Origin of the sequence: Novosphingobium arvoryzae (genome assembly GCF_014652615.1) — a bacterium.
Taxonomy (GTDB): domain Bacteria; phylum Pseudomonadota; class Alphaproteobacteria; order Sphingomonadales; family Sphingomonadaceae; genus Novosphingobium; species Novosphingobium arvoryzae.
In genome coordinates, this window is sequence record NZ_BMZD01000003.1 from 149,637 (window position 1) to 172,401 (window position 22,765).

Genomic DNA, 22,765 nt, shown 5'->3' on the forward strand with positions numbered 1-22,765 from the left:
ATCGCCGAAGCAATGATTGCCGCGTACAACGCGCAGGATGTCGATACCTATGTGTCGTACATGACCGACGATGCCTGCGAGGCGAACTATCGCGGCGCGGTCGTGCGCGAAGGCAAGGAAGGGACGCGTTCGGGCCTTGCTGCCGCGTTTGCCAAGTGGCCGCAGAACCACGCGGAAATCCGCGAAAAGCAGGCCATCGGCAACTATGTCCTGTTCCGTGAATACGTAACTCGCGGCCCCGCCTCCGATGGATCGGAACTGGTGGAGCCGTTCGAAGTCGTGGCCGTCTATTCGTTCGAGGGCGACAAGTGCTCTCGCGTGGAGTTCATCCGCTAATGGCTGATCGTCATCTCGAACCCGATACCCCCGAACTGCGCGCGCGCTGGGGGAACTTTGCCTGGACCAAGGAAAACGCGGCCAAGGCCAAGGAAATCATCGCGCGTTACCCGGACGGGCGCCAGCGCTCGGCGGTGATGCCGCTGCTCGATCTGGCGCAGCGCCAGGTCGGTGCGGAAACCAATACGCAGGGCTGGCTGCCGATCCCGGTGATGGAATACATCGCCGCTCAGCTCGACATGCCGGTCATCCGTGTGGTCGAGGTCGCCAGCTTCTACACGATGTACAACCTGGTGCCCGTTGGCCGCTTCCATGTGCAGGTCTGCGGCACCACGCCGTGCATGCTGCGCGGCTCGGATGACATCCTGGCCGCGTGCAAGGCGCGCGGGATGCACAAGGGCCATACCACCGACGATGGCCTCTGGACGCTGACGGAAGTCGAATGCATGGGCAACTGCGCCTCCGCGCCGATGGTCCAGATCAACGACGACAACTACGAAGACCTGACCCCGCAGCGGCTCGATGCCGTGCTGGACGCGCTGGCTGCGGGCAAGACGCCCAAGGCCGGGACGCAGGAGCCGGGCCGTCACACGGTGGAGCCGCTGGGCGGGCCGACCACGCTGACCGAAATGGTCAGCGCCAATCACGATTATCGGAAGGAGTGGTAAGCCATGCTCGCCGATAAGGACCGCATCTTTACCAACCTCTACGGCTATCAGCCGTGGAACCTGAAAGCCGCGCAGGCGCGCGGGGACTGGGACAACACCAAGGATCTGCTCGCACGCGGGCAGGACGCGATCATCGACGAGATCAAGGCGTCGGGGCTGCGCGGCCGGGGCGGGGCAGGGTTCCCGACCGGCATGAAGTGGTCGTTCATGCCCAAGGAAAGCAAGGATGGCCGTCCCAGCTTCCTGGTCATCAACGCCGACGAATCCGAACCGGGCTCGTGCAAGGACCGCGAAATCATCCGCCACGATCCGCACAAGCTGATCGAAGGCGCGCTGGTGGCAGGCTTCGCGATGCGCGCGCGCGCCGCCTACATCTACATTCGCGGTGAATACATCCGCGAAGCCGAAACGCTGATGGCGGCCGTGCAGGAAGCCTATGCCGCCAAGCTGCTGGGCAAGAACGCCTGCGGTTCGGGCTATGACTTCGACGTCTTCGTCCACCGCGGCGCGGGCGCTTACATTTGCGGCGAAGAGACCGCGATGATCGAGAGCCTGGAGGGCAAGAAGGGCCAGCCGCGCCTGAAGCCGCCGTTCCCGGCGGGCGCAGGCCTCTATGGCTGCCCGACCACCGTGAACAACGTGGAATCGATCGCGGTTGCCCCCACGATCCTGCGGCGCGGGGCGGCGTGGTTCTCCAGCTTCGGGCGGGACAACAACAAGGGCACCAAGCTGTTCCAGATCAGCGGGCACGTGGAAAAGCCCTGCGTGGTCGAGGAAGCGATGTCGATCCCGTTCCGCGAGTTGATCGAAAAGCACTGTGGCGGCATTCGCGGCGGGTGGGACAACCTGCTGGCTGTCATCCCCGGCGGCTCGTCGGTTCCGCTGGTCCCGGCGGCGCAGATCATGGACGCGCCGATGGATTTCGACGGCCTGCGTGAACTGGGTTCGGGCCTTGGTACCGCCGCCGTGATCGTGATGGACAAGTCGACCGACATCGTCCGCGCGATTTCGCGCCTGTCCTACTTCTACAAGCATGAAAGCTGCGGCCAGTGCACGCCCTGCCGCGAAGGCACGGGCTGGATGTGGCGGGTGATGGAGCGCCTGCGCACCGGTGATGCCGATGTGTCGGAAATCGACATGCTGTGGGACGTGACCAAGCAGGTCGAAGGCCACACCATCTGCGCGCTGGGCGATGCGGCGGCCTGGCCGATCCAGGGCCTGATCCGTCACTTCCGCCCGGAAATCGAACGCCGGATCGCTGAAAATGTGCGCGAGGCCGCCGAATGAAGCCGGTGGTCGCCTTGCTGGCGGTTGCGGTGCTGGCTGCTGGTCAGCCGGCGGCCGCGCGTCAGGCGCGGGCTGCCGATCCGGCGGAAATCCGCGCGGCGCTGGGCTTTTATGGCACCTGCATCGTCAAGCGTGAGGGCGAAATCGCCAGCAAGACCGTGCTGTCGGGCGAATTTCTCGATACCCGCAGCGACGAGGGCAAGCGCCTGGTCCAGAAGGAATGCCTGGCGGACCGCGTGACGGTGGCCCGGTTCAACGATGCGGCGCTGAAGGGCGCGATGGCGGATGCGCTCGTTGCGCGTTCGCTGGACCGGCTGACCGCCACCAGTTTCGACGGCGTTCCGGCGCTGACCTATGCCGAACCCTGGCCGGTGCGCCTGACCGACCGCAACGGCAGCGACCTGTCGCCTGAGCGGATTGCCGCCCAGCAGCGCAAGTATGACGAAAAGCTGGGTGAAGTCGCCCGCGCGAAAATGGCCGAGTGCGTGACCCGCACCGCCGGGACGCAAGTCCGCGCCATGCTGGCCACGCCTGCCGCTTCCGCGGCCGAACTGGCCGCATTGCAGGCCGTTGCGCCTTCGCTTTCTGGCTGCCTTCCGGCTGGCCAGACCATTGGATTTGATCGCATGACCCTGCGGGGCGCACTGGCGGTGGCCTACTACCGCCTCGCCAGCGCCGCGCAGCCCACGGGAGCCGCCCAGTAATGCCCAAGGTTACCGTCGACGGCGTTGAACTCGAAGTCCCCGCAGGCGCCACCGTCCTGCAGGCCTGCGAGCTTGCCGGCAAGGAAATCCCCCGTTTCTGCTATCACGAACGGCTCAGCATCGCCGGCAATTGCCGGATGTGCCTGGTCGAGGTGAAGCCCGGACCGCCCAAGCCGCAGGCTTCCTGCGCGTTGCCCGCCGCCGAAGGCCAGGAAATCCGCACGGATTCGCCGATGGTCAAGAAGGCCCGCGAAGGCGTGATGGAATTCCTGCTGATCAACCATCCGCTCGATTGCCCGATCTGCGATCAGGGCGGGGAGTGCGATCTGCAGGATCAGTCGGTGGCCTATGGCCGGGGCGCCTCGCGCTATCACGAGCACAAGCGTGCCGTGACCGAAAAGTACATGGGCCCGCTGATCAAGACCGTGATGACCCGCTGCATCCACTGCACCCGCTGCGTGCGGTTCAGCGAGGAAGTCGCCGGTGTCGATGAAATCGGCGCGCTGTATCGCGGCGAAGCCACCCAGATCACGACCTATCTGGAACACGCCGCCAAGCACGAGATGTCGGCCAACGTGATCGACCTCTGCCCGGTTGGCGCACTCACCAGCCGTCCCTACGCGTTCGAAGCGCGCCCGTGGGAGCTGAAGAAAACGCTGTCGATCGACGTCTCCGACGCGGTCGGGGCGAACATCCGGATCGATAGCCGGGGCCGCGAAGCCCTGCGCATCCTGCCGCGCGTCAACGATGACGTGAACGAGGAATGGCTGTCGGACAAGGGCCGTTTCCAGGTCGATGGCCTGACCCGCCGCCGTCTGGACCGCCCGTGGATCCGCCGTGACGGCAAGCTGGTTGCGGCCAGCTGGGACGAAGCGTTTGCCGCCGTCGCCAAGGTCAATCCGGGCAAGGACATCGCTGTCATCGCGGGCGATCTGGTCGATTGCGAAACGATGTTCGCGGCCAAGGCACTGGCTGGCGCGCTGGGTTCCACCCTGCTCGAAGGCCGCCAGACCGGCCTGTCCTATGACTGCTCGAACCTTGCTGCGGTCAATTTCAACTCGACGCTGTCGGGCATCGAAACCGCCGATGTCGTCCTGATCGTCGGCAGCCAGGTGCGCTGGGAAGCCCCGCTGGTCAACTCGCGCCTGCGCAAGGCGGCGAAGGCCGGGGCGAAGTTCTTCGTCGTCGGGCCGGAATGGGAAACCACGTTCCCGGCGACTTTCCTTGGCAACGATCTGTCGGTGCTCGACAAGCTGCCCAAGGCGGCAGCCGATGCGCTGAAGGGCGCAGAGCGGCCGGCACTGATCCTCGGCGGGGCCGGGCTTGGCAAGGGCGCGCTGAATGGCTGTCTGGCGCTAGCGGAAAAGTACAAGCTGATCCGGGATGACTGGAACGGCTTCAACGTGCTGCACATGGCCGCCAGCCGCATGGGCGGACTGATGCTGGGTTATGCCCAGCCGGGCGGGATCGCCGATCTGGTCGCGGCCAAGCCGAAGCTGGTGCTGGCACTGGGCGCGGACGAAGTGGACTTCACGAAGTTTGCGGACAGCATCGTCGTCTATATCGGCCACCACGGTGACAAGGGCGCGCACGCGGCGGATATCATCCTGCCGGCGGCGGCATTTAGCGAAAAGCCGGGTACTTACGTCAATACCGAAGGCCGCGTTCAGCGCGCCGACAAGGCCGTGTTCGCGCCGGGTGACGCGCGTGAGGACTGGACGATCCTGCGCGCACTGGCCGATGCGCTGGGCGTTTCGGTCGGCTTCGACAGCTTCGACGAACTGCGCGGCGCGATGGCGACGGCGGTTCCGGCGCTGGGCCATGAAGGCCTGGCTGACTATGGCGCGCTGCCAAAGGCCGCAAAGGCCAAGTCGGAAGGCGTGATCGAAGCCTATCCGATCAAGGATTTCTACCTCACCAACCCGATCGCCCGCGCGAGCGAGACGATGCAGCGCTGCTCGGCCGAGCTGCTCCACGGTGAAGAGTTCGCGGAGGCCGCGGAATGACCGAGTTCTTCCAGACCATTGGGATGACCTATGAGTGGGCGTGGTTTGTCGCCACGATCTGCGGCATCCTGCTGATTGCCCTGCCGCTGATGCTGGCGGTGGCGATGATCATCTATGTCGACCGCAAGATCTGGGCGGCGATGGCGCTGCGGCGCGGGCCCAACGTGGTCGGCCCGTTCGGCCTGCTCCAGTCTTTCGCGGACGGGCTCAAGGTGTTCCTGCAGGAAACCATCATCCCGTCGGCAGCGAACAAGGGCCTGTTTCTGATCGCGCCGATCATCACCTTCACCGTCGCGCTGCTGGCCTGGGCGGTGATCCCGTTCAACTCGGGCGCGATCCTGGCCGATATCAACGTCGGGCTGCTCTATGTCCTCGCGATCTCGTCGCTGGGGGTTTACGGCACCGTGATCGCGGGTTGGGCGTCGAACTCGAAGTATCCGTTCTTCTCGGCCATGCGCGCCTCGGCGCAGATGATTTCGTATGAAGTCTCGATCGGCTTCATCCTGATCTGCGTGGTGCTGTGGGCGGGCTCGTTCAACATGGGCGAGATCGTCGAGGCGCAGAAGTCGCACGTATGGATCATCAACGGCTTCGTCGCGAACCCGCTGCTGTTCCCGATGTGGGTGATGTTCCTGATTTCCGGCATGGCCGAAACCCAGCGCGCGCCGTTCGACCTGACCGAGGCGGAATCCGAACTCGTCGCCGGTTACCAGACCGAATACTCGTCGATGAGCTTCGCGCTCTACTGGCTGGGCGAATACGCCAACGTGCTGCTGATGTGCGCGCTCAACGCCACGCTGTTCTTCGGTGGTTACCTGCCGCCGCTCGACATTCCGGTGCTCTACCTGGTGCCGGGCTGGCTGTGGCTGTTCGCCAAGATCTTCTTCTTCTTCTTCGTGTTCAGCTGGGTGAAGGCGACGGTTCCGCGCTATCGCTATGACCAGCTGATGCGCCTTGGCTGGAAGGTGTTCCTGCCGGTTTCGCTTGGTTTCGTGGTCGTCGTCAGCGGCTACCTTATGTACACGGGGCACTTCGCATGACCGTCGCACAGCTCATCAAGAGCTTTACGCTGTGGGAGTTCGTGAAGGCGCATTGGCTGACCTTGAAGTATTTCTTCAAGCCCAAGGCGACGATCAACTATCCCTTCGAGAAGAACCCGCTGAGCCCGCGCTTCCGCGGTGAACACGCGCTGCGCCGCTATCCCAACGGCGAAGAACGCTGCATCGCGTGCAAGCTGTGCGAGGCGACCTGCCCGGCGCAGGCGATCACCATCGAGGCCGAACCGCGCGAGGACGGCAGCCGCCGTACCACGCGTTACGACATCGACATGACCAAGTGCATCTTCTGCGGCTTCTGCCAGGAAGCCTGCCCGGTCGATGCCATCGTCGAGGGGCCGAACTTCGAATACGCGACTGAAACGCGCGAAGAACTGCTCTATGACAAGGCCAAACTGCTGGCGAACGGGGACAAGTGGGAGCGGGCGATTGCCGCGAACCTTGAAGCCGATGCGCCGTATCGATAGGGGCGCGCTTCCATGATTCAGGTCATTGCCTTCTATCTCTTCGCCACGCTGACCATTGCGGCCGGTGCGCTCACCATCCTGGCGCGCAACCCGGTCCATTCGGTGCTGTGGCTGATCGTAGCCTTCTTCAACGCTGCCGGCCTGATGGTGCTGGCGGGGGCTGAATTCATCGCGATGCTGCTCGTCATTGTCTATGTCGGCGCGGTCGCGGTGCTGTTCCTGTTCGTCGTCATGATGCTGGACATCGACTTCGCCGAACTGCGCGCCGGTTTCGTCAAGAACTTCCCGCTGGGGCTGCTCCTGGCGATTGTGCTGGTCTGCGAACTGGTGCTGGGCATCGGCGCCGAGCGCGCGGGCGGCATCCAGCTGGGCACGCCCGACGGCACTGCCGCGACCGCCGCTGGCGCGTCCAATATCGAGGCGATCGGGGCGCTGCTCTACAGCAAGTACCTGTTCCTGTTCGAAGCGGCAGGGATCATCCTGCTGGTGGCGATGATCGGTGCGATCGTGCTGACCCACCGCCAGCGCGGCGGCGTGCGCGGCCAGAACATCTCGCGTCAGGTCGCCCGCCGGCCTGAGGACGCGACCGTCAACATGCAGCCGGAAGTGGGCAAGGGGGTCCAACTGTGATTGGCGTCGAACACTATGTCGTCGTCAGCTCGATCCTGTTCGTGCTGGGCGTGCTGGGGATTTTCCTCAACCGCAAGAACGTCATCATCATCCTGATGGCGATCGAACTGATCCTGCTGTCGGTGAACCTCAACCTGGTTGCGTTCAGCAGCTTCCTCGGCGACCTGACCGGTCAGATCTTTGCGATGTTCGTGCTGACCGTGGCAGCGGGCGAGGCGGCGATCGGCCTGGCGATCCTGGTCATCTATTTCCGTGGCCGCGGCACGATCGCGGTCGACGACGTCAACCGGATGAAGGGGTAAGCCGTCTTGGATCCGATCCTTTTCATCGTTTTCCTGCCGCTCCTGGCCGCGCTTGTCGCGGGCCTTGGCAACCGGCAGCTTGGAAACGTCCCCGCCAAGGCGATCACGACGGGCGCGCTGTTCATCAGCTGCGCGCTGTCGTGGCCGATCTTCATCGGTTTCCTGAGCGGCAGCGCCGAAGCGCACGTCGTGCCGGTGCTGCAGTGGGTCCAGTCGGGCACCCTGTCGTTCGACTGGGCGCTGCGCGTGGACACGCTGACGGCGATCATGCTGGTGGTCATCACCTCGGTCTCGGCGCTGGTTCACCTCTATAGCTGGGGCTACATGTCGGAAGACCCGGATCAGCCCCGGTTCTTCGCGTATCTCTCGCTGTTCACCTTCGCCATGCTGATGCTGGTGACGGCGGACAACCTGGTCCAGATGTTCTTCGGTTGGGAAGGGGTGGGGCTTGCCTCGTACCTGCTGATCGGGTTCTGGTTCCGCAAGCCGTCGGCCAGCGCCGCCGCGATCAAGGCCTTCGTGGTCAACCGCGTCGGCGACCTTGGCTTCATGCTGGGTATCTTCGGCACGTTCCTGGTGTTCGGCACGGTCTCGATCTCCGAAATCCTTGCCGCTGCGCCGGGCATGGCCGGTTCGACCATCGGGTTCCTCGGCTATCGCTGGGACACGATGACTATCCTGTGCGTGCTGCTGTTCATCGGCGCGATGGGCAAGTCGGCGCAGCTTGGCCTGCACACCTGGCTGCCCGACGCGATGGAAGGCCCGACCCCGGTGTCGGCGCTGATCCACGCGGCGACGATGGTCACCGCCGGTGTGTTCATGGTCTGCCGCCTGTCGCCGATGTTCGAAACCAGCGAAGCGGCGATGAACCTGGTCACTTACGTTGGCGCGGCGACCTGCCTGTTCGCGGCGACCGTCGGCACGACACAGTGGGACATCAAGCGCGTCATCGCCTATTCGACCTGTTCGCAGCTGGGCTACATGTTCTTCGCGGCGGGCGTGGGTGCCTATAACGCGGCGATGTTCCACCTGTTCACGCACGCCTTCTTCAAGGCGCTGCTGTTCCTCGGCGCGGGCAGCGTGATCCATGCGATGCACCACGAGCAGGACATGCGCTATTACGGCGGCCTGCGGAAACACATCCCCCTGACCTTCTGGGCGATGATGGCCGGCACGCTGGCGATCACCGGGGTTGGCGTTTACTGGCTCCATGCCGGGTTCGCGGGCTTCCACTCGAAGGACGCGATCCTTGAAGCCGCGTTCGCCAATGGCGGCGAGGCCGGGCGCACCGCGTTCTGGGTGGGTGTCACCGCCGCGCTGCTGACCAGCTTCTATTCCTGGCGCCTGATTTTCCTGACGTTCTATGGCAAGCCGCGCTGGAACCAGTCGGAGCATATCCAGCACGCCGTGCACGACGATCATGGCCACGGGCATGCGGCACACGGTCATGACGATCACGCGCACGGCCATGCCAAGGATGATGACGGTACCGCCGGTTATCACCCGCACGAAAGCCCGCTGCCGATGCTGGTGCCGCTGGGCGTGCTGACGCTGGGCGCGGTGTTTGCCGGCTATGTGTTCAGCCACGGCTTCCTCGAAAGCGCGGAGTTCTGGGGCAGTTCGCTGGCCTATGACGCGCACCTGATGCACGCGATGCATGAAGTGCCGCTGTGGGTGAAGCTGTCGGCCAGCATCGTGATGCTGCTGGGCCTGGCGACCGCATGGCTTGCCTACATCCGCAAGCCCTCTCTACCCGCCGCATTCGTCGAGCAGTTCGGCGTGCTGCACAGGTTCCTCTACAACAAGTGGTACTTCGACGAGCTCTACAACTTCCTGTTCGTCCGCCCCGCGTTCTGGCTGGGGGACAAGCTGTGGAAGCTGGGTGACATCGGCCTGATCGACCGGTTCGGTCCCAATGGCGCGGCCTGGGCCGTGGTGCAGGGCAGCCGCTTTGCGAAGAAGGTCCAGTCGGGCTACCTCTATAGTTATGCGCTGGTGATGCTGCTGGGCCTGACGGCGGCAATCAGCTGGGTGATGGTGAAGTGATGGCCGATTTTCCCATCCTCTCGGCAATGCTGCTGGTGCCGCTAGTGGCAGCGGTCGCCTGTCTGCTGGTCGAAGCCAAGGCGGCGCGGACCATCGCGCTGGTCGCCACGCTGATCGACTTTGCGCTGGGCGTGCTGCTCTGGGCGAACTACGACATCGGCGGCGCGCAGTGGCAGTTCGTTGAAAAGGTTCCGCTGTTCGCGGGCTTCAGCTGGGCGCTGGGCATCGATGGCATCGCGCTGATGCTGATCATGCTGTCGGTGTTCCTGATGCCGATCTGCATCCTGGCGAGCAATTCCATCGACAAGCGCGTGGGCGAATACATGGCCGCGTTCCTGCTGATGGAAACGCTGATGATCGGCGTGTTCGCGGCGCAGGACCTGTTCCTGTTCTACATCATGTTCGAAGCCGGCCTGATCCCGATGTACCTGATCATCGGCATCTGGGGCGGCGCCGACCGGATCTACGCCAGCTACAAGTTCTTCCTCTACACGCTGCTCGGCTCGGTGCTGATGCTGATCGCGATGCTGTGGATGGTGAACGAGGCCGGCACCACCGACATCCCGACGCTGATGGCCTATGACTTCCCGGTCGAGGCGCAGAAGCTGCTGTGGCTGGCCTTCTTCGCCAGCTTCGCGGTCAAGATGCCGATGTGGCCGGTTCACACCTGGCTCCCCGATGCGCACGTGCAGGCCCCGACCGCCGGGTCGGTGATCCTGGCGGGCGTGCTGCTGAAGATGGGTGGCTATGGCTTCATCCGCTTTTCGCTGCCGATGTTCCCGGAAGCCTCGGCGCATTTCGCCTGGCTGGTCTTCGTGCTGTCGATGATCGCGGTCGTGGTGACGTCGCTGATCGCGCTGATCCAGCACGACATGAAGAAGCTGATTGCCTATTCGTCGGTCGCGCACATGGCGATCGTCACGGTCGGGCTGTTCGCCTTCAACGTGCAGGGCCTCGAAGGCACGATGATCGTCATGCTCAGCCACGGGCTGGTCGCTGGTGCGCTGTTCCTGTGCGTCGGCGTGATCTATGACCGCCTGCACACGCGGGAAATCAGCCGGTACGGCGGCCTGTCGATCAACATGCCGAAGTACGCGCTGTTCTTCATGCTGTTCACGATGGCATCCGTCGGCCTGCCGGGCACCAGCGGTTTCGTGGGTGAATTCCTCGCGCTGGTCGGCATCTACCAGGTCTCGAGCCTGGTGGCGCTGGTTGCCGGGACGGGCATCATCCTGGGCGCGGGCTACATGCTCTACCTCTATCGCCGGATCTGCTTTGGCGAACAGAAGAACGCCGATGCCGCCGCGATGCCGGATCTCGACCGCCGGGAATTCTGGATGCTCGGCGCGATCGGTGCGGTCGTGCTGTGGATGGGCGTCTATCCCGAAAGCTTCATTGCCCCGATGCGGGCGGACATTGCCGCGCTCGATGCGCGCCTTGCCCGCGCCCGTCCGGCTGGCGATGCCGAACTGACTGCCGGCAAGCCGCAAGCTGCCGCGCATTCCCATGAACCTGCTGCCGCGCAACACGAGGGGGCGCATTAATGGACTGGTCGCAGTCACTGCGCCTTGTTGCGCCTGAACTTCTGCTGAGCATTGCCGGGCTGGTCCTGCTGCTCGGTTCCGCCTGGGCCAAGGCCGAGCGCGATGCCCGCGTGATCACCTGGCTGGCGGTGGCCGTGCTGGCGGGATGCGCCGCGCTGGTTGCGCCCGCATTGTGGGATGGCGCGCATGGGCCGGATCGCCTGGCGTTCTCCGGGCTCTACTCGGCCGATGCCTTTGCTTCGTTCGCCAAGTTGCTGATCTATGCTGCGGCGGGCGCCTCGCTGCTGGTCGCCCCGGCCTTCTTCGATCGGGTGCGCGCCTATCGTCCGGAATATCCGGTGCTGGTGCTGTTCGCGGCGATGGGCATGGGGATCATGGTTTCGGCCACGAACCTGCTGACGCTTTACATCGGTCTCGAACTCAACTCGCTTGCCGCATACGTGCTGGCCGCGTTCCTGCGGACCGATGACCGTTCGGCGGAAGCGGGCCTGAAGTATTTCGTGCTCGGTTCGCTCGCCAGCGGCATCCTGCTGTTCGGGATCAGCCTGACCTATGGCTTCACGGGGACCATCGGCTTCACCGGGATTGCCAGCGCGCTGCAGGGCGGGTTGTCCACCGGCGCGATGTTCGGGCTGGTGTTCGTGCTGGCGGGCCTTGCGTTCAAGATCAGCGCCGTGCCGTTCCACATGTGGACGCCCGACGTCTATGAAGGTGCGCCGACCCCGGTGACCACCTTCTTCGCCTCCGCGCCCAAGGTTGCGGCGCTGGGCCTGACGATGATCGTCGCGCTGCAGGCATTCGGCACGCAGGTTGCCGCCTGGCAGCCGATCGTGATCTTTGCCGCGCTGGCCTCGATCGTGGTGGGTGCGCTGGGGGCCATCGGTCAGACCAACCTCAAGCGCCTGCTGGCCTACTCGTCGATCAACAACGTCGGCTTCCTGCTGATCGGCCTTGCCGCCGCGACGCCGCAGGGCGCGGCGGGAATGCTGGTGTATCTGGCGATCTATGTCGCGATGACCATCGGGGGCTTCGTGGCCGTGCTGATGCTCAAGGACGCGGACGGCAATCCGGTTGAGGAACTGGCCGACATCGCGGGCCTCTCGCGCCACCGCAAGGTGCTGGCGGCGTGCCTCGCCATGGTCATGTTCAGCCTGGCCGGCATTCCGCCGCTGTTCGGGTTCTGGGGCAAGTTCGTGGTGTTCCAGGCGGCGGTGCAAGCGGGCCTCATCCCGCTGGCAGCCATCGGGATCGCGGCCAGCGTGATCGGTGCGTTCTATTACCTCAAGGTCGTCAAGGTGATGTACTTTGACGAGCCGGCGAACAAGGCCGTGGGGCAGAGCGACTGGGTCCATCAGGCGTTGCTGGCGCTGTGCGCGCTGTTCATCTCGCCCGCCGGCTACCTGCTGACCAAGTGCCTTGGCGCGCTGGCGGCATCGGCCGCGGCGGTGCTGTTCCACGCCTGACCGGGTGACAACTTTAGAAGTCCTGCCCGAAACCGGATCGACCAACGCGGACCTGGCGGCGCGGATTGCCGCCGGGACCCTGGTTGCCGAGGGACACTGGCTGATCGCGGACCGGCAGACCGCCGGGCGCGGTCGGCAAGGACGGCAATGGTTTGACGGCGCGGGCAACTTCATGGGTTCGACCGTGGTGGAGCGCCGCGCCGGTGATCCACCCCCCGGCACGCTGGCGTTGGTCGCCGGATTGGCGGTGCTGGATACCGTCAGCCCGCTGATCCCGCCGCCACACCGGCCGGAACTGAAGTGGCCGAACGATGTGCTCATTGGCGGGGCGAAGCTGAGCGGCATCCTGCTGGAGGCTGCCGGAAACGGGGTGATCGTCGGCATCGGGGTCAATCTGGCCGCTGCGCCTGATTTGCCGGATCGCGCGACGATTGCACTGGCCCGGTTCGGCCCGGCACCGGACCGCGATGTGTTCGCTGCCGCGCTGGCCCGCCAGTTCGACGCCGAAGTGGAACGCTGGCGCACGTTCGGGCTGGAACCGCTGATCCGGCGCTGGCAACTGGCGGGGCATCCGCCCGGCACACCGCTGCTGGTGGGCGAACCGGGTGAGGAGCCACTGCGCGGCACATTTGCCGGGCTGGCACCGGACGGGGCCTTGCAACTGCGCTTGGCGGACGGCACGACCCGTGCCATCCACGCGGGCGAGGTTCGGCTCGCGGACTAATTGAGGGACAGGATATGCTGCTCGCCATCGATGTCGGGAACACCAATGTCGTTTTCGCCCTGTTCGAAGGGCGCACGATCAAGTCGCGCTGGCGGATCGCCACCGATCCGCGCCGGACGGGCGATGAATATGCCGTGTGGCTGATGCAGCTGATGGACATCGAAGGCTTCGCGCGCGGGGCGGTCGATCAGATCATCATTTCCACGGTCGTTCCGCGCGCGCTGCACAACCTGCAGGTGCTGGCCGACAAGTATTTCAAGGTGCCCGCGCTGGTCGCGGGGCAGGCGCCGGCCGATTACGGTATGGAGATCGATGTCGATGAACCGCGCTCGCTCGGCGCGGACCGCGCGGTCAACGCGATTGCGGCCCATGCCAAGTATCCGGGCGACCTGATCGTCGTCGATTTCGGCACGGCCACCACGTTCGATGCGATCGACTTCAATGGAGCCTACAAGGGCGGCTCGATCGCGCCGGGGATCAATCTCTCGCTGGACGCGCTGGTCGGCAACACGGCCAAGCTGCCGCGGATCGCCATCGAAAGCCCGCGCAGCGATAGCGTGATTGGCCGCAACACCGAAGATCAGATGCTGATCGGGGTGTTCTGGGGCTATGTCGCGATGATGGAAGGCCTGATTGCGCGGATGCGCGCCGAGATCGGCCGTCCGGCCAAGGTCATCGCCACTGGCGGCCTGGCCATCCTGTTCCAGAAACACACCAGCCTGTTTGATGCGGTCGATCCGGACCTCACGCTGGAAGGCATGGCGATCCTCGCCGAAAAGGCCCGAAAGGCGTAAAATTGATATGAAACCCGGCAACGAATTGCTGTTCTGCGCACTCGGCGGCTCCGGGGAGATTGGCATGAACGTCAATCTCTATGGCTGCGAGGGCAAGTGGCTGATGGTCGACCTCGGGATGACCTTCGGCGCCAACGAATACCCCGGCACCGAACTGGTCTTCGCCGACCTCGACTTCATCGAGGAGCGCGCCAAGGACCTGATCGGCATCGTGCTGACCCACGCGCATGAGGACCACATCGGGGCGGTGCCTTACTTTGCCGCCGATCTGGGGGTGCCGCTCTACGCCACGCCGTTCACCGCCAAGCTGGTGAATGAAAAGCTGGAAGAAGCCGGGATCGCCAAGGAAGTGGAACTCAACGTCATCGATCACCTCGATGCGTTCCAGTTGGGGCCGTTCGGCATCCGCTATGTGCCGCTGGCGCACTCGATTGCCGAGGGCAACGCGCTGCTGATCGAAACTCCGTATGGCCGGGTATTCCACACCGGTGACTGGAAGCTGGATGACGAGCCGCTGGTCGGCGTGCCCGCCACCGCTGCGGAACTGACCGAAATCGGCAACCAGGGCGTGCTGGCGCTGGTCTGCGATTCGACCAACGTGTTCAACCCCAAGGCATCAGGGTCCGAAGGCGGCGTGCGCGATGCGCTGATGGCGGAAGTGGCGAAGCATCATGGCAAGCGGGTGCTGGTCACCACGTTCGCGTCGAACGTGGCGCGGCTGCAGACGCTGGGGGAAGTGGCGCGGGCGAGCAATCGCAAGCTCTGCGTTGCCGGGCGCTCGCTTGACCGGATCATCCGCACGGCACAGTCATGCGGCTATCTGGGCGATCTGCCCGATGTGATCGATTTCGACAGCGCGATGAACCTGCCGCGCGGCGAGGTGCTGATCGTCGCCACCGGCGGACAGGGGGAGCCGCGCGCGGCGCTGTCCCGCATTGCCGAGGACAACCATCCGATCTCGCTGGAATCGGGCGATGTCGTGCTGTTTTCCAGCCGCCAGATTCCGGGCAACGAGATCGCCATCGGGCGCATCCAGAACCGCCTGGCAGCGCGCGGGGTGAAGCTGGTGACGGACCGCGAGAGCGGCATTCACGTCTCCGGTCATCCAGGACGGCCGGAGCTGGAAGCGCTCTATAGCTGGATCCGGCCGGAGATCCTGGTGCCGGTGCACGGCGAAGTGCGGCACATGATGGAGCAGGGCCGGTTCGGCAAAGCCTGCGGGATCAAGCAGGCGGTGAACCAGCGCAATGGCGATCTGGTGCGTCTTGCTCCGGGCAAGCCCGGCAAGTTCAGCGAAGTGCGCGCCGGTCGTCTGGTGCTGGATGGCGACATCATCACTCCGGCTGATGGCGAAGCGATCGTCATGCGGCGGCGACTGGCCCAGAACGGGCTGGTCATCGTGGTGCTGGACGGCAAGGGCCGCCCGCAGGTCGAAGGCGTCGGTCTGCCGCTGGACGAGGATTATGACGAGTTCGTGGCCGAAGCGAAGCAGGATGTGTCGGCCGCGCTGGCCAAGCTGAAGGGCGGGGCGCGCCATGATCGTGAAGCGATTACCGAGGCCGCACGGCTCGCGGCCCGCCGCGCCGCGACCCGGTGGTGCGGCAAGAAGCCCCAGGTTCGTGTGATCCTGCCAGAGGTGTGATGCAATGCAGTGGACTTCGATCATCGTCATCTACCCGCTGTTCTGGGTGATGAGCGCGTTTTTCGTGCTGCCGTTCGGGGTGCGCACCCACGACGAGGCGGGGGTTGCGAAGATCCCCGGCCAGGCCGACAGCGCCCCGGTGCGGTTCGAGCCGCGCAAGATCGTGCGGCGCACCACGGTCGTGTCGCTGATCCTGTTCGGGCTCTATTACGCCAACTACGTCAACGGATGGATCACGACAGACGATATCAACATCGTCGGCAAGCTCGCCGGGGTCTGAGCCAACCGCCTATTTGCGCAGGCGCTCAATCGCCTGCGCCAGCGCGACGTAGAGCTTGCCCATGTCGGATGACAGCAGGGTCACGCTCAGCGCATGGCCGTCGCGCGTGGACAGCAACTGGCGCAGCATTGCCTCGAAATCGTGGATGTAGCGGCTGACGTGATCGCGGAAATCGCGGTCCCCTTCGTACAGGCTGGTGATCGCCTTGGCGTCGGGGTTGTCGATCAGGCGAACGGCGCGGCGCGTGAACACGCCGCGATCGCCCTTCAGGTAAGCGGACCACGCCGTGTCGGTTACGTCGGCATCCAGTGCGCGGGCAATGTCGATGGCATTGGAGTTGAGCGATTCGGTGATCAGCGCGACCCGCCGGGCAAAGTCGTTGTCGACCTGCTCTTCGGCGCGGGCGCGGGTCTGGGCCACGCGGCGCTCCAGGTTGTTGGCCAGCTCGTTGACCTTGGCCAGCTGATCGCGCAGCTGCACCGCCGCCTCGCGGCTGATCCCGGCAGCATGGGCAGCGGCCTGTTCCAGTTGTCCGGCGATTTCCGCGGAACGGGTGCGCATGGCCTGTTCGATGGCGTTGCCGCTTTCCTCGCCAAGCCGGGCGGCAAGTTTCGCGATGGCGTCTGCGCTCATCGTTTCGATGCCGCTGACGGCGTCCTGCGCCGCGCCAGACAGTGCCGCAATTGCCTCGCGCAGCTCGCCCTGCGCCTGGCGGGCAAGGGCTTCGCTATCGTCCCGGACCGTCGTCAGCAGGGTGGACAGTTCCGCCAGCGTTGCCGTCTGTTCGCTGCCCTGAGCCCGCAGCGCATGCTGCAATTGGTCGGTTGCGCTGACGGCCTCCGACAGTTCGGCCTTGCTCTGCCGGACATAGCTGTGGAGCGCTTCGCCGCGGCTTTCGGCGACTTCCAGCGTTGCGCGCAGTTCGATTGCCCGGGCTTCCAGTTCTGCCAGCCGGTTGCTGCTGATGCCAATGGCACCGGGCAGGTCGTGCGTGGTCTGCTGCACGCTCGCCTGAAGCAGTTCGAGCAGGCGGACGCTGCTATCGGTAAGCCCGGCAATCGCCGTGTCGGTGCCGGAAAGCGCCTTGCGGCTGTCGGCCAGACGGTCGGTCAGGGTCTGCAGGGCTGCCTCGATCTCGGCCCGGGCATCGCCGCCCTGGCGGGCGATTTCGGCCATGCGCTCCGCGAAGGTCGCCAGTTGCGCGCCAATGGCATCCGCGTGTTCCAGCAACTGGCGCGACTGGGCCTCGTGTTCGGACCGGCGGGTTGAGATTTCGGCATCCAGCTGGGCCATCTGCGCCTGCAGCGCCGTGACAAACTGCGCCTGCCGATCTTCCAGTTCGGTTCGCCGCCGCTCCAGCTCGTCCGCGAACAGCTGGTCGCGCTCCGCCATGCGGCGGTCGACCCCTTCGGCCTCTTCGGCCAGTTGGGCGAGGCGCGAACGGGCGGATTCCATCGCCCGTTCGTCGATCGCCCCGACCCGGTCGATGGCTTCGCGCAGGTCGGTTTCCAGACGGGTGATCGCTTCTGCCCATGCCCCGGTCGCAGCGCTTTCGCCGTCGCGCAAGCTGCGGGCGATGGCCGCGCTTTCGTCGCGCATGGCCGTCAGGCGGGCGCGCAGCGATGTCAGGCTTTCCGCCTCGTGCGTGTCGAGCAGCGCGCGCGTCGCTTCCAGTTCGTCGCCCAGCGCCTTGGCCCGGCTGCGGATTGCCGCCAGCGCTTCCACTTCGGCGGTTTCCAGTTCGGTCCGGAACTGCGCGCCGTTGGCGTTGAGCGTGGCGAACCGCTGCGCCGCGATGGCTTCCATCTGTTCGGCCTGCCGGGTGAATTCCGAAAGCGTGGCTTCGACCAGCTCGCGCAATTGCCGCACCTGCCGCTCGCTGGCCTGGCCGAACTGGTTGAGCTTGTTGAACCCGGCGATCATTTCTTCCAGCTGGGCATGTGCGGTGCGCCCGGCGGTGCCGATGTTGTTGGTTACGTCCTTGGCCGAACTGGCAATGACCGGCAGCTGGTTGCGCAGCTTTTCCATGTTGTCGAGCGCGGCTTCGCTGACGGTGCCAATGGTATCGATTCGCGTTCCGTTGTCCTGGATCAGGCTTGCCAGTTGCGCGGCGTTCTCGGACAGGCGCTCGGCCGCGATCCGCCCCAGCGCTTCAAGATCGCGGGATTGCGCGGCAATGAATTCGCGGGCCAGGCTGAGCTCGCGGTTGACCGCCGTCAGCCGCAGTTCCAGCCGTGCGGATTCATCTGCCAGCAGCCGCGCGGTATCGCCAAAGCGGCTTGCTTCGCGGCGGCTGTTGCGCATCGCCACCAGCCACAGCACGGCCACCAGCAAGACCGGAATGGCCCAATCCCGGATCAGCATGCTCCACTGGGCAAGGGGCGCTCCACCGGTCAACGCGCCCTGATTGACGGAGAAGAACAGGACGCTCCAGCCGATCACGGCGGATAGCGCCAGCACGCCGGCGGTCAGCCCGAACCAGTCACGCCGGGGTGGATGGGGGGTGTCCTCGTCCCAGTCGGCAGCGTCCACTGCGGTGTCGTCGGCACCCGCCATGACAGCAAGGTCTTCTCCAGGTTGGGAATTATCCCCCCCTGCGTCGATCGCAACAATGCGTGTTCCCCCGGACATGACGTCAGTTTACCACGCTCCGCTTGTGGATAAACCCCAGTTTAACCACTTTGGTCTAAACCGTTCGCATGGCCTACGAATCCGGAGCCCTCGACGCGACCCTTGCTGCTGCTGCCGGCGAGGATTCCGCCCTGTTTGCCGAGTTGCGGCAAGCCTTCATCGACAGCCTTGGCAGGCAGGTCGATCTGCTGCGCCGCTCGCGCTGCGATGGAAACTGGCAGATGGCTGCCATGCGCCTGAAAGGCCTGGCTGCCAGCTTTCATGCGGAACCGTTGATCGTGCTGGCGGACGAAGCGCTGGAAGCGGCCCCCGGCGAGCCCACCGTCGTGCGGCGGATCCAGTCCTTTCTGGATGATTTTGCCGCGGCCTGAGCCGATTTGATCCGCAGGGCGGTTTGGCTTGGCACAACCGGGCCGAGCCTCTACAACGCGCGCCTGTTTACCGGAACGCGCGGAGAAGGACGCTGCGGGTCGCCCTGCTATCGATGATGGAACCAGCCGTCCCGGACGGCTATCCGCGCGCATTTGTGCGGGTTGGCGGGCTGACGGTCGCGCGCCAGCAACTGAACCTGGCGCTTTCGTTGCAGGCAGAGCGAGTGGTCTGTCTGGCTGGCCAGATGGCTCCGGAAATCGTCGAATTGCAGCATGATGCCGAAGGGGCCGGTGCCAGCTTTCATGTGATACCCAACGCCCGCGCGTTGCTGGGCCTGGTCACCGCCGGTGACGAGGTGATTGCGCTTGGTGACGGGCTGTTCGCGTCCGCTCCGGCGGCGGCCGCCTTGCTGGGTCAGGGGCCGGCCGTGCTGGTGCAGCCGATCGAGCAAGGACTGGCTGCCGGGTTCGAGCGGATCGACATCAACCACGCCGCTGCCGGCGCGATGCGTCTGCCGGGCCGGTTGGTCGAGCGGATCGCGGAACTGCCGGTGGATTGCGATGCAATTTCCGCCCTGCAGCGGATCGCGCTGCAGGCGGGTGTGCCGCAGCGTCTGTTGCCGCCGTTGGGCCAGGATGGCACGTTCTGGACCCTGGTGCGCGGCGAAGCGGATGCCCATGCGCTTGAGCCGGTGTGGATCCGGCAGCGGTCTGGCGGCGGCGAGCCGCTCAACCTGTCGCGCGGGCTGGCGCGGATGGCGGTGCACAGCTTCGGGCCGGGCCTGTTGCATGCCGGGAGCGGGGCGGGATCGGTGGTTGCCGCTGCGGCAGTAGCGGCGCTGCTGGGCCTGGGGGCGGGGTGGTTCCAGTTCGTCGCGCTGGGCCTGATCTTCTGCGCGATTGGCTGGATCCTGCGCGAAGCGGGCGTGATGCTGGCGAGAATCCAGAGCGATTCGCCGGACCGTGGCCGGATCGGCCTGGGGCGCAGGACAGCTTATGCGTGGCTGATCGACGCGATCATGGTGCTGCTGCTGGCGTGGGACGCGATGCGCGTTCCCGGTGCGCCGGGCTGGTCGCAGTTCTTCGCACCGGTCATGCTGTTCTCGCTGCTGCGGCTCTTGCCGCGCGCCATTAACCATCGCTGGACCGTCTGGCTGAAGGACCGCGCTCTGGTTGGCCTCGCGCTGGCCGTAGCGGTCACCTCCGGCGCCGGAAGTGAGGCGGTTCATATCGCTGCGCTGGCACTTGCCGCGGGCGGGCTTGTCGCCAGCAGTTTGCAGTCGCGGATAACGCCGCCTTAACCAAGGCGCGCTATGGCGTCGCAATGAACGAGAATACTGCCACCGCTCCGGCCAGTCCGCAGGTCGAAATCGCGTTGAGCGATGATCTGGCGCATGGCGATGCCCTGATCGGCACGATTGCGCCGATCTTGCGCCACCTGCTGGCCAACGATGACCATTCCCTGTTCAGCGACGAGATCGTCGCGCGGGTGCGCGGCATGATGCACGATGTCGCCCGGCAACTGCTCGATGCGCTGTCCTCGGCCGCGGGCAATCCTGATCAGCGGGACCATCCGGGCGAGCATTACGACGCCATCGTTCATGCGTTCATCGCGGATCACGCGTTTCTCAGCCATGCCCATGCCCTGGCCCTGGAATGGCAATTGACCGAACGGTTGCAGGGGCGTCTGGCGCTCGATCCGGTGCTGTCGCCGCTGGTGCAGGCACTGATCGCGTCGCCGGATGGTGGAACCAGCGCGATTGCCATGGCCCTGCTGGCCGCGCAGGCCCGGTTCGTGCAGAACCAGCGCCGGATGCAGTTGCCGCTGAGCGAGTTGCCGGCCGATCTGCTCCACACGGCGCTCAAGGCGTTGCGGGCGCCGGAGGGGATCGAGGAGATCCACCGCGTTTCGGCCGAAACCGCGATCCGCGTGCAGTTCGATGAAAGCCGCAGCCGCCTGGGGCTGATCGAGCGCCTGATCATCGGGATGGGCGGCGGAGCCAGTGCGGCGCTGTCGATCACCCATGCGGGCGCGGCCATGTTCCTCAGCGCGCTGTCGCTGGCATCCGGGCAAAATCGCGATACGGCGGTGCTCTCGACCAACGAGGGGCAACTTGCCCGGTTGGCGCTGGCGCTGCGGGCTTCCGGCCTGAAGGCGCAGGCGGTGGAGGAGCAGTTCCTGTCGCTGCACCCCGAGGTCAGCCTGCCGGAAGGTTTTGATATGCTGGGGGCAGACCGTGCCGCCGCCCTGCTGGCCCGATCCGCCGCATATCCCGGCAGCTGATACCACGTGTCCGATCCGACCATCCTGGCTTCTGCACACTGCGACGATGCGGATTGCCTGACCAGCGCGGACGAACCGCTGGCAGGGCTGCAGCGGCGCTGCGGCGGTGAAATTCCGGGGACGGTGGCGATCCCGGCACTGCTGGAAGTGGTGCGCAAGGCCCGGGTCTACGGACTGAAGCTGGCGCGGACGATCAAGGCCACCGACGGGCAGGATGCAATCACCGCGTGGGTCGAAGTCACGCCGGGCGAACCGGGGCAGGGATGCCAGATCGTGTTGCGCAGCTGGCAGGCGGCCCCGCTGCCTCCGGAAGATCTGCAAGTCGTGGCCGAGCGCCGCGCGGCGATCGACCGGGCCGTGGCGGAACTCGTGGCCCGGCTCGATGGCCAGCAGGCGATCCTGTCGGTTGATGCGAGTGCGCCGGACCTGGCCGATGTCGCCGCGGCGATGCGCGCCGGTACGGGGCGGCCGTGGACGGATTTCGTGACCATCGCCGGCAGTGCGCACCGCCAGCCGCTGCACTGGCGCCTGCTGGATGGCGCGGTGGTCGAGCTGCCAGGTTCCGAGCGGACCTGGCGCGCCAGCCTGTTCCCGCAGGAGCAGCCCGGCGGCGATCCGCTGGGATTCGAGCTCTGCCTCACGGCCGAACAGCCGCTGGCCGCCGCGCCGCGCCAGTCGGCGGTGCTGCCGGCCAACGTGATGCCGCAGAACGGGCCGGGACTGGTCGGGCGCGACATTGCCCCGGTGCTGCGCCAGCCGATCGCCCGCATCATTGCCAACGCCGAGACGATCCGCACTCGGCTGGCCGGGCCGCTGGCCGATGAATACAGCCAGTATGCCGCCGATATCGCCGCGGCAGGCCAGCATCTGCTGGCGCTGGTCGAGGATCTGGCCGACCTGGAAGTCGTCGAATCGGAAGATTTCAACACCGCGCCGGACCGGATCGACCTGGCCGACGTCGCCCGCCGCGCTGCCGGCATTCTGGCGGTGCGGGCGCAGGAGCGCGGGATCACCATTGATGCGCCGCGTCTGGGCGAGCATCTGCCGGCCATCGCGGAATTCCGCCGCGTGCTGCAAGTGCTGCTCAACCTTGTCGGCAACGCGATCCGCTATTCGCCCGACAATTCGCAGATCTGGATCAGGCTGGAAGATGCCGGCGCGCGGGCGCGGCTGATCGTGGCGGACCAGGGGCCGGGGCTGGATGCGGACCAGCAGGCCCGCGTGTTCGAGAAGTTCGAGCGCCTGGGGCGCAGCGATGAGGGCGGTTCTGGCCTGGGCCTCTACATTTCCCGCCGTCTGGCCCGGGCAATGGGCGGCGATCTGGGCGTCGAGAGCGCGCCGGGGCAGGGCGCGCGCTTCATCCTGGAAGTGCCCGCCGACCTCCTGGCGCAGGCACCAACCACCGGTCACGATGCCGCAACGGAAAACGGCCCAGCCGGGGGCTGAGCCGTTGGTTCCTCAATCGATGTAGCCAAGCCCTCTGGCGATCCACTTTATTCCAACCGCGATTGCCACGAGGGCAAGGGCGTAA

At 65.6% G+C, this 22,765-nt stretch carries 21 protein-coding genes; 20 read left to right on the top strand and 1 reads right to left on the bottom strand.

Annotated features, from left to right (window positions below):
- Positions 1-12 precede the first annotated feature (12 nt).
- From IE113_RS07265 to IE113_RS07340, 16 genes are read left to right on the top strand one after another with little or no spacing between them, the layout of a single operon-like run.
- Positions 13-336: a nuclear transport factor 2 family protein gene (locus IE113_RS07265; RefSeq protein WP_229822245.1), complete on the top strand. Its 324-nt coding sequence runs from the start codon at positions 13-15 to the stop codon at positions 334-336.
- Positions 336-1,004 (top strand): complex I 24 kDa subunit family protein, encoded by a 669-nt coding sequence (locus IE113_RS07270; protein WP_189539971.1) that lies wholly within the window; start codon positions 336-338, stop codon positions 1,002-1,004. Before IE113_RS07265 ends, IE113_RS07270 begins: the two co-directional genes overlap by 1 nt.
- A 3-nt stretch (positions 1,005-1,007) precedes the next feature.
- The gene (gene nuoF, locus IE113_RS07275; protein WP_189539973.1) at positions 1,008-2,291 is read left to right on the top strand and encodes an NADH-quinone oxidoreductase subunit NuoF; all 1,284 of its coding nucleotides are present in this window, start codon (positions 1,008-1,010) and stop codon (positions 2,289-2,291) included.
- The gene (locus IE113_RS07280) at positions 2,288-2,995 is read left to right on the top strand and encodes a hypothetical protein (protein ID WP_189539975.1); all 708 of its coding nucleotides are present in this window, start codon (positions 2,288-2,290) and stop codon (positions 2,993-2,995) included. Before nuoF ends, IE113_RS07280 begins: the two co-directional genes overlap by 4 nt.
- Positions 2,995-5,001, top strand: coding sequence for an NADH-quinone oxidoreductase subunit NuoG (gene nuoG / locus IE113_RS07285; protein WP_189539977.1), 2,007 nt, complete (start codon positions 2,995-2,997; stop codon positions 4,999-5,001). The genes IE113_RS07280 and nuoG overlap by 1 nt, the downstream gene beginning before the upstream one ends.
- Positions 4,998-6,041 (top strand): NADH-quinone oxidoreductase subunit NuoH, encoded by a 1,044-nt coding sequence (gene nuoH, locus IE113_RS07290; RefSeq protein ID WP_189539979.1) that lies wholly within the window; start codon positions 4,998-5,000, stop codon positions 6,039-6,041. The genes nuoG and nuoH overlap by 4 nt, the downstream gene beginning before the upstream one ends.
- The gene (gene nuoI, locus IE113_RS07295; protein WP_189539980.1) at positions 6,038-6,523 is read left to right on the top strand and encodes an NADH-quinone oxidoreductase subunit NuoI; all 486 of its coding nucleotides are present in this window, start codon (positions 6,038-6,040) and stop codon (positions 6,521-6,523) included. Before nuoH ends, nuoI begins: the two co-directional genes overlap by 4 nt.
- A 12-nt stretch (positions 6,524-6,535) precedes the next feature.
- The gene (locus IE113_RS07300) at positions 6,536-7,153 is read left to right on the top strand and encodes an NADH-quinone oxidoreductase subunit J (RefSeq protein WP_189539982.1); all 618 of its coding nucleotides are present in this window, start codon (positions 6,536-6,538) and stop codon (positions 7,151-7,153) included.
- Positions 7,150-7,455, top strand: a complete 306-nt coding sequence (gene nuoK, locus IE113_RS07305; protein ID WP_189539984.1) for an NADH-quinone oxidoreductase subunit NuoK — start codon at positions 7,150-7,152, stop codon at positions 7,453-7,455. The genes IE113_RS07300 and nuoK overlap by 4 nt, the downstream gene beginning before the upstream one ends.
- A 6-nt stretch (positions 7,456-7,461) precedes the next feature.
- Positions 7,462-9,501 (top strand): NADH-quinone oxidoreductase subunit L, encoded by a 2,040-nt coding sequence (nuoL, locus tag IE113_RS07310; RefSeq protein WP_189539986.1) that lies wholly within the window; start codon positions 7,462-7,464, stop codon positions 9,499-9,501.
- Positions 9,501-11,045: an NADH-quinone oxidoreductase subunit M gene (locus tag IE113_RS07315; protein ID WP_189539988.1), complete on the top strand. Its 1,545-nt coding sequence runs from the start codon at positions 9,501-9,503 to the stop codon at positions 11,043-11,045. The genes nuoL and IE113_RS07315 overlap by 1 nt, the downstream gene beginning before the upstream one ends.
- On the top strand, positions 11,045-12,508 hold the full coding sequence (gene nuoN / locus IE113_RS07320) for an NADH-quinone oxidoreductase subunit NuoN (RefSeq protein WP_189539989.1): 1,464 nt from the start codon (positions 11,045-11,047) through the stop codon (positions 12,506-12,508). Before IE113_RS07315 ends, nuoN begins: the two co-directional genes overlap by 1 nt.
- 4 nt (positions 12,509-12,512) lie before the next feature.
- The gene (locus IE113_RS07325) at positions 12,513-13,232 is read left to right on the top strand and encodes a biotin--[acetyl-CoA-carboxylase] ligase (RefSeq protein WP_189539992.1); all 720 of its coding nucleotides are present in this window, start codon (positions 12,513-12,515) and stop codon (positions 13,230-13,232) included.
- Between the two features lie 14 nt (positions 13,233-13,246).
- Complete coding sequence (locus tag IE113_RS07330; RefSeq protein ID WP_189539993.1) at positions 13,247-14,026, top strand: type III pantothenate kinase; 780 nt, start codon at positions 13,247-13,249, stop codon at positions 14,024-14,026.
- Between the two features lie 7 nt (positions 14,027-14,033).
- Complete coding sequence (locus IE113_RS07335) at positions 14,034-15,668, top strand: ribonuclease J (protein WP_189539995.1); 1,635 nt, start codon at positions 14,034-14,036, stop codon at positions 15,666-15,668.
- Positions 15,669-15,672: 4 nt separating this feature from the next.
- The gene (locus IE113_RS07340) at positions 15,673-15,948 is read left to right on the top strand and encodes a DUF1467 family protein (RefSeq protein ID WP_189539997.1); all 276 of its coding nucleotides are present in this window, start codon (positions 15,673-15,675) and stop codon (positions 15,946-15,948) included.
- A 9-nt stretch (positions 15,949-15,957) separates the two neighbouring features.
- Here IE113_RS07340 and IE113_RS07345 read toward each other — a convergent pair whose 3' ends face one another.
- Positions 15,958-18,504 carry a coiled-coil domain-containing protein gene (locus tag IE113_RS07345; RefSeq protein ID WP_229822192.1) on the bottom strand — a complete coding sequence of 849 codons (2,547 nt, stop codon included), beginning with the start codon at positions 18,502-18,504 and terminating at the stop codon, positions 15,958-15,960.
- A 143-nt stretch (positions 18,505-18,647) separates the two neighbouring features.
- Between IE113_RS07345 and IE113_RS07350 the strand changes: the two genes are divergently transcribed.
- The 4 genes from IE113_RS07350 (at position 18,648) to IE113_RS07365 (ending at position 22,680) form a co-directional block, all read left to right on the top strand.
- Entirely contained in the window at positions 18,648-18,950 is a 303-nt protein-coding gene (locus IE113_RS07350) for an Hpt domain-containing protein (RefSeq protein ID WP_189540001.1), read from the top strand.
- A 116-nt stretch (positions 18,951-19,066) separates the two neighbouring features.
- Complete coding sequence (locus tag IE113_RS07355; protein WP_189540002.1) at positions 19,067-20,251, top strand: hypothetical protein; 1,185 nt, start codon at positions 19,067-19,069, stop codon at positions 20,249-20,251.
- Between the two features lie 23 nt (positions 20,252-20,274).
- On the top strand, positions 20,275-21,234 hold the full coding sequence (locus IE113_RS07360) for a hypothetical protein (protein ID WP_189540004.1): 960 nt from the start codon (positions 20,275-20,277) through the stop codon (positions 21,232-21,234).
- Between the two features lie 6 nt (positions 21,235-21,240).
- A complete protein-coding gene (locus IE113_RS07365; RefSeq protein ID WP_189540006.1) occupies positions 21,241-22,680 on the top strand; it encodes a sensor histidine kinase in 1,440 nt (479 codons plus the stop codon).
- The last annotated feature ends 85 nt before the right edge of the window (positions 22,681-22,765 follow it).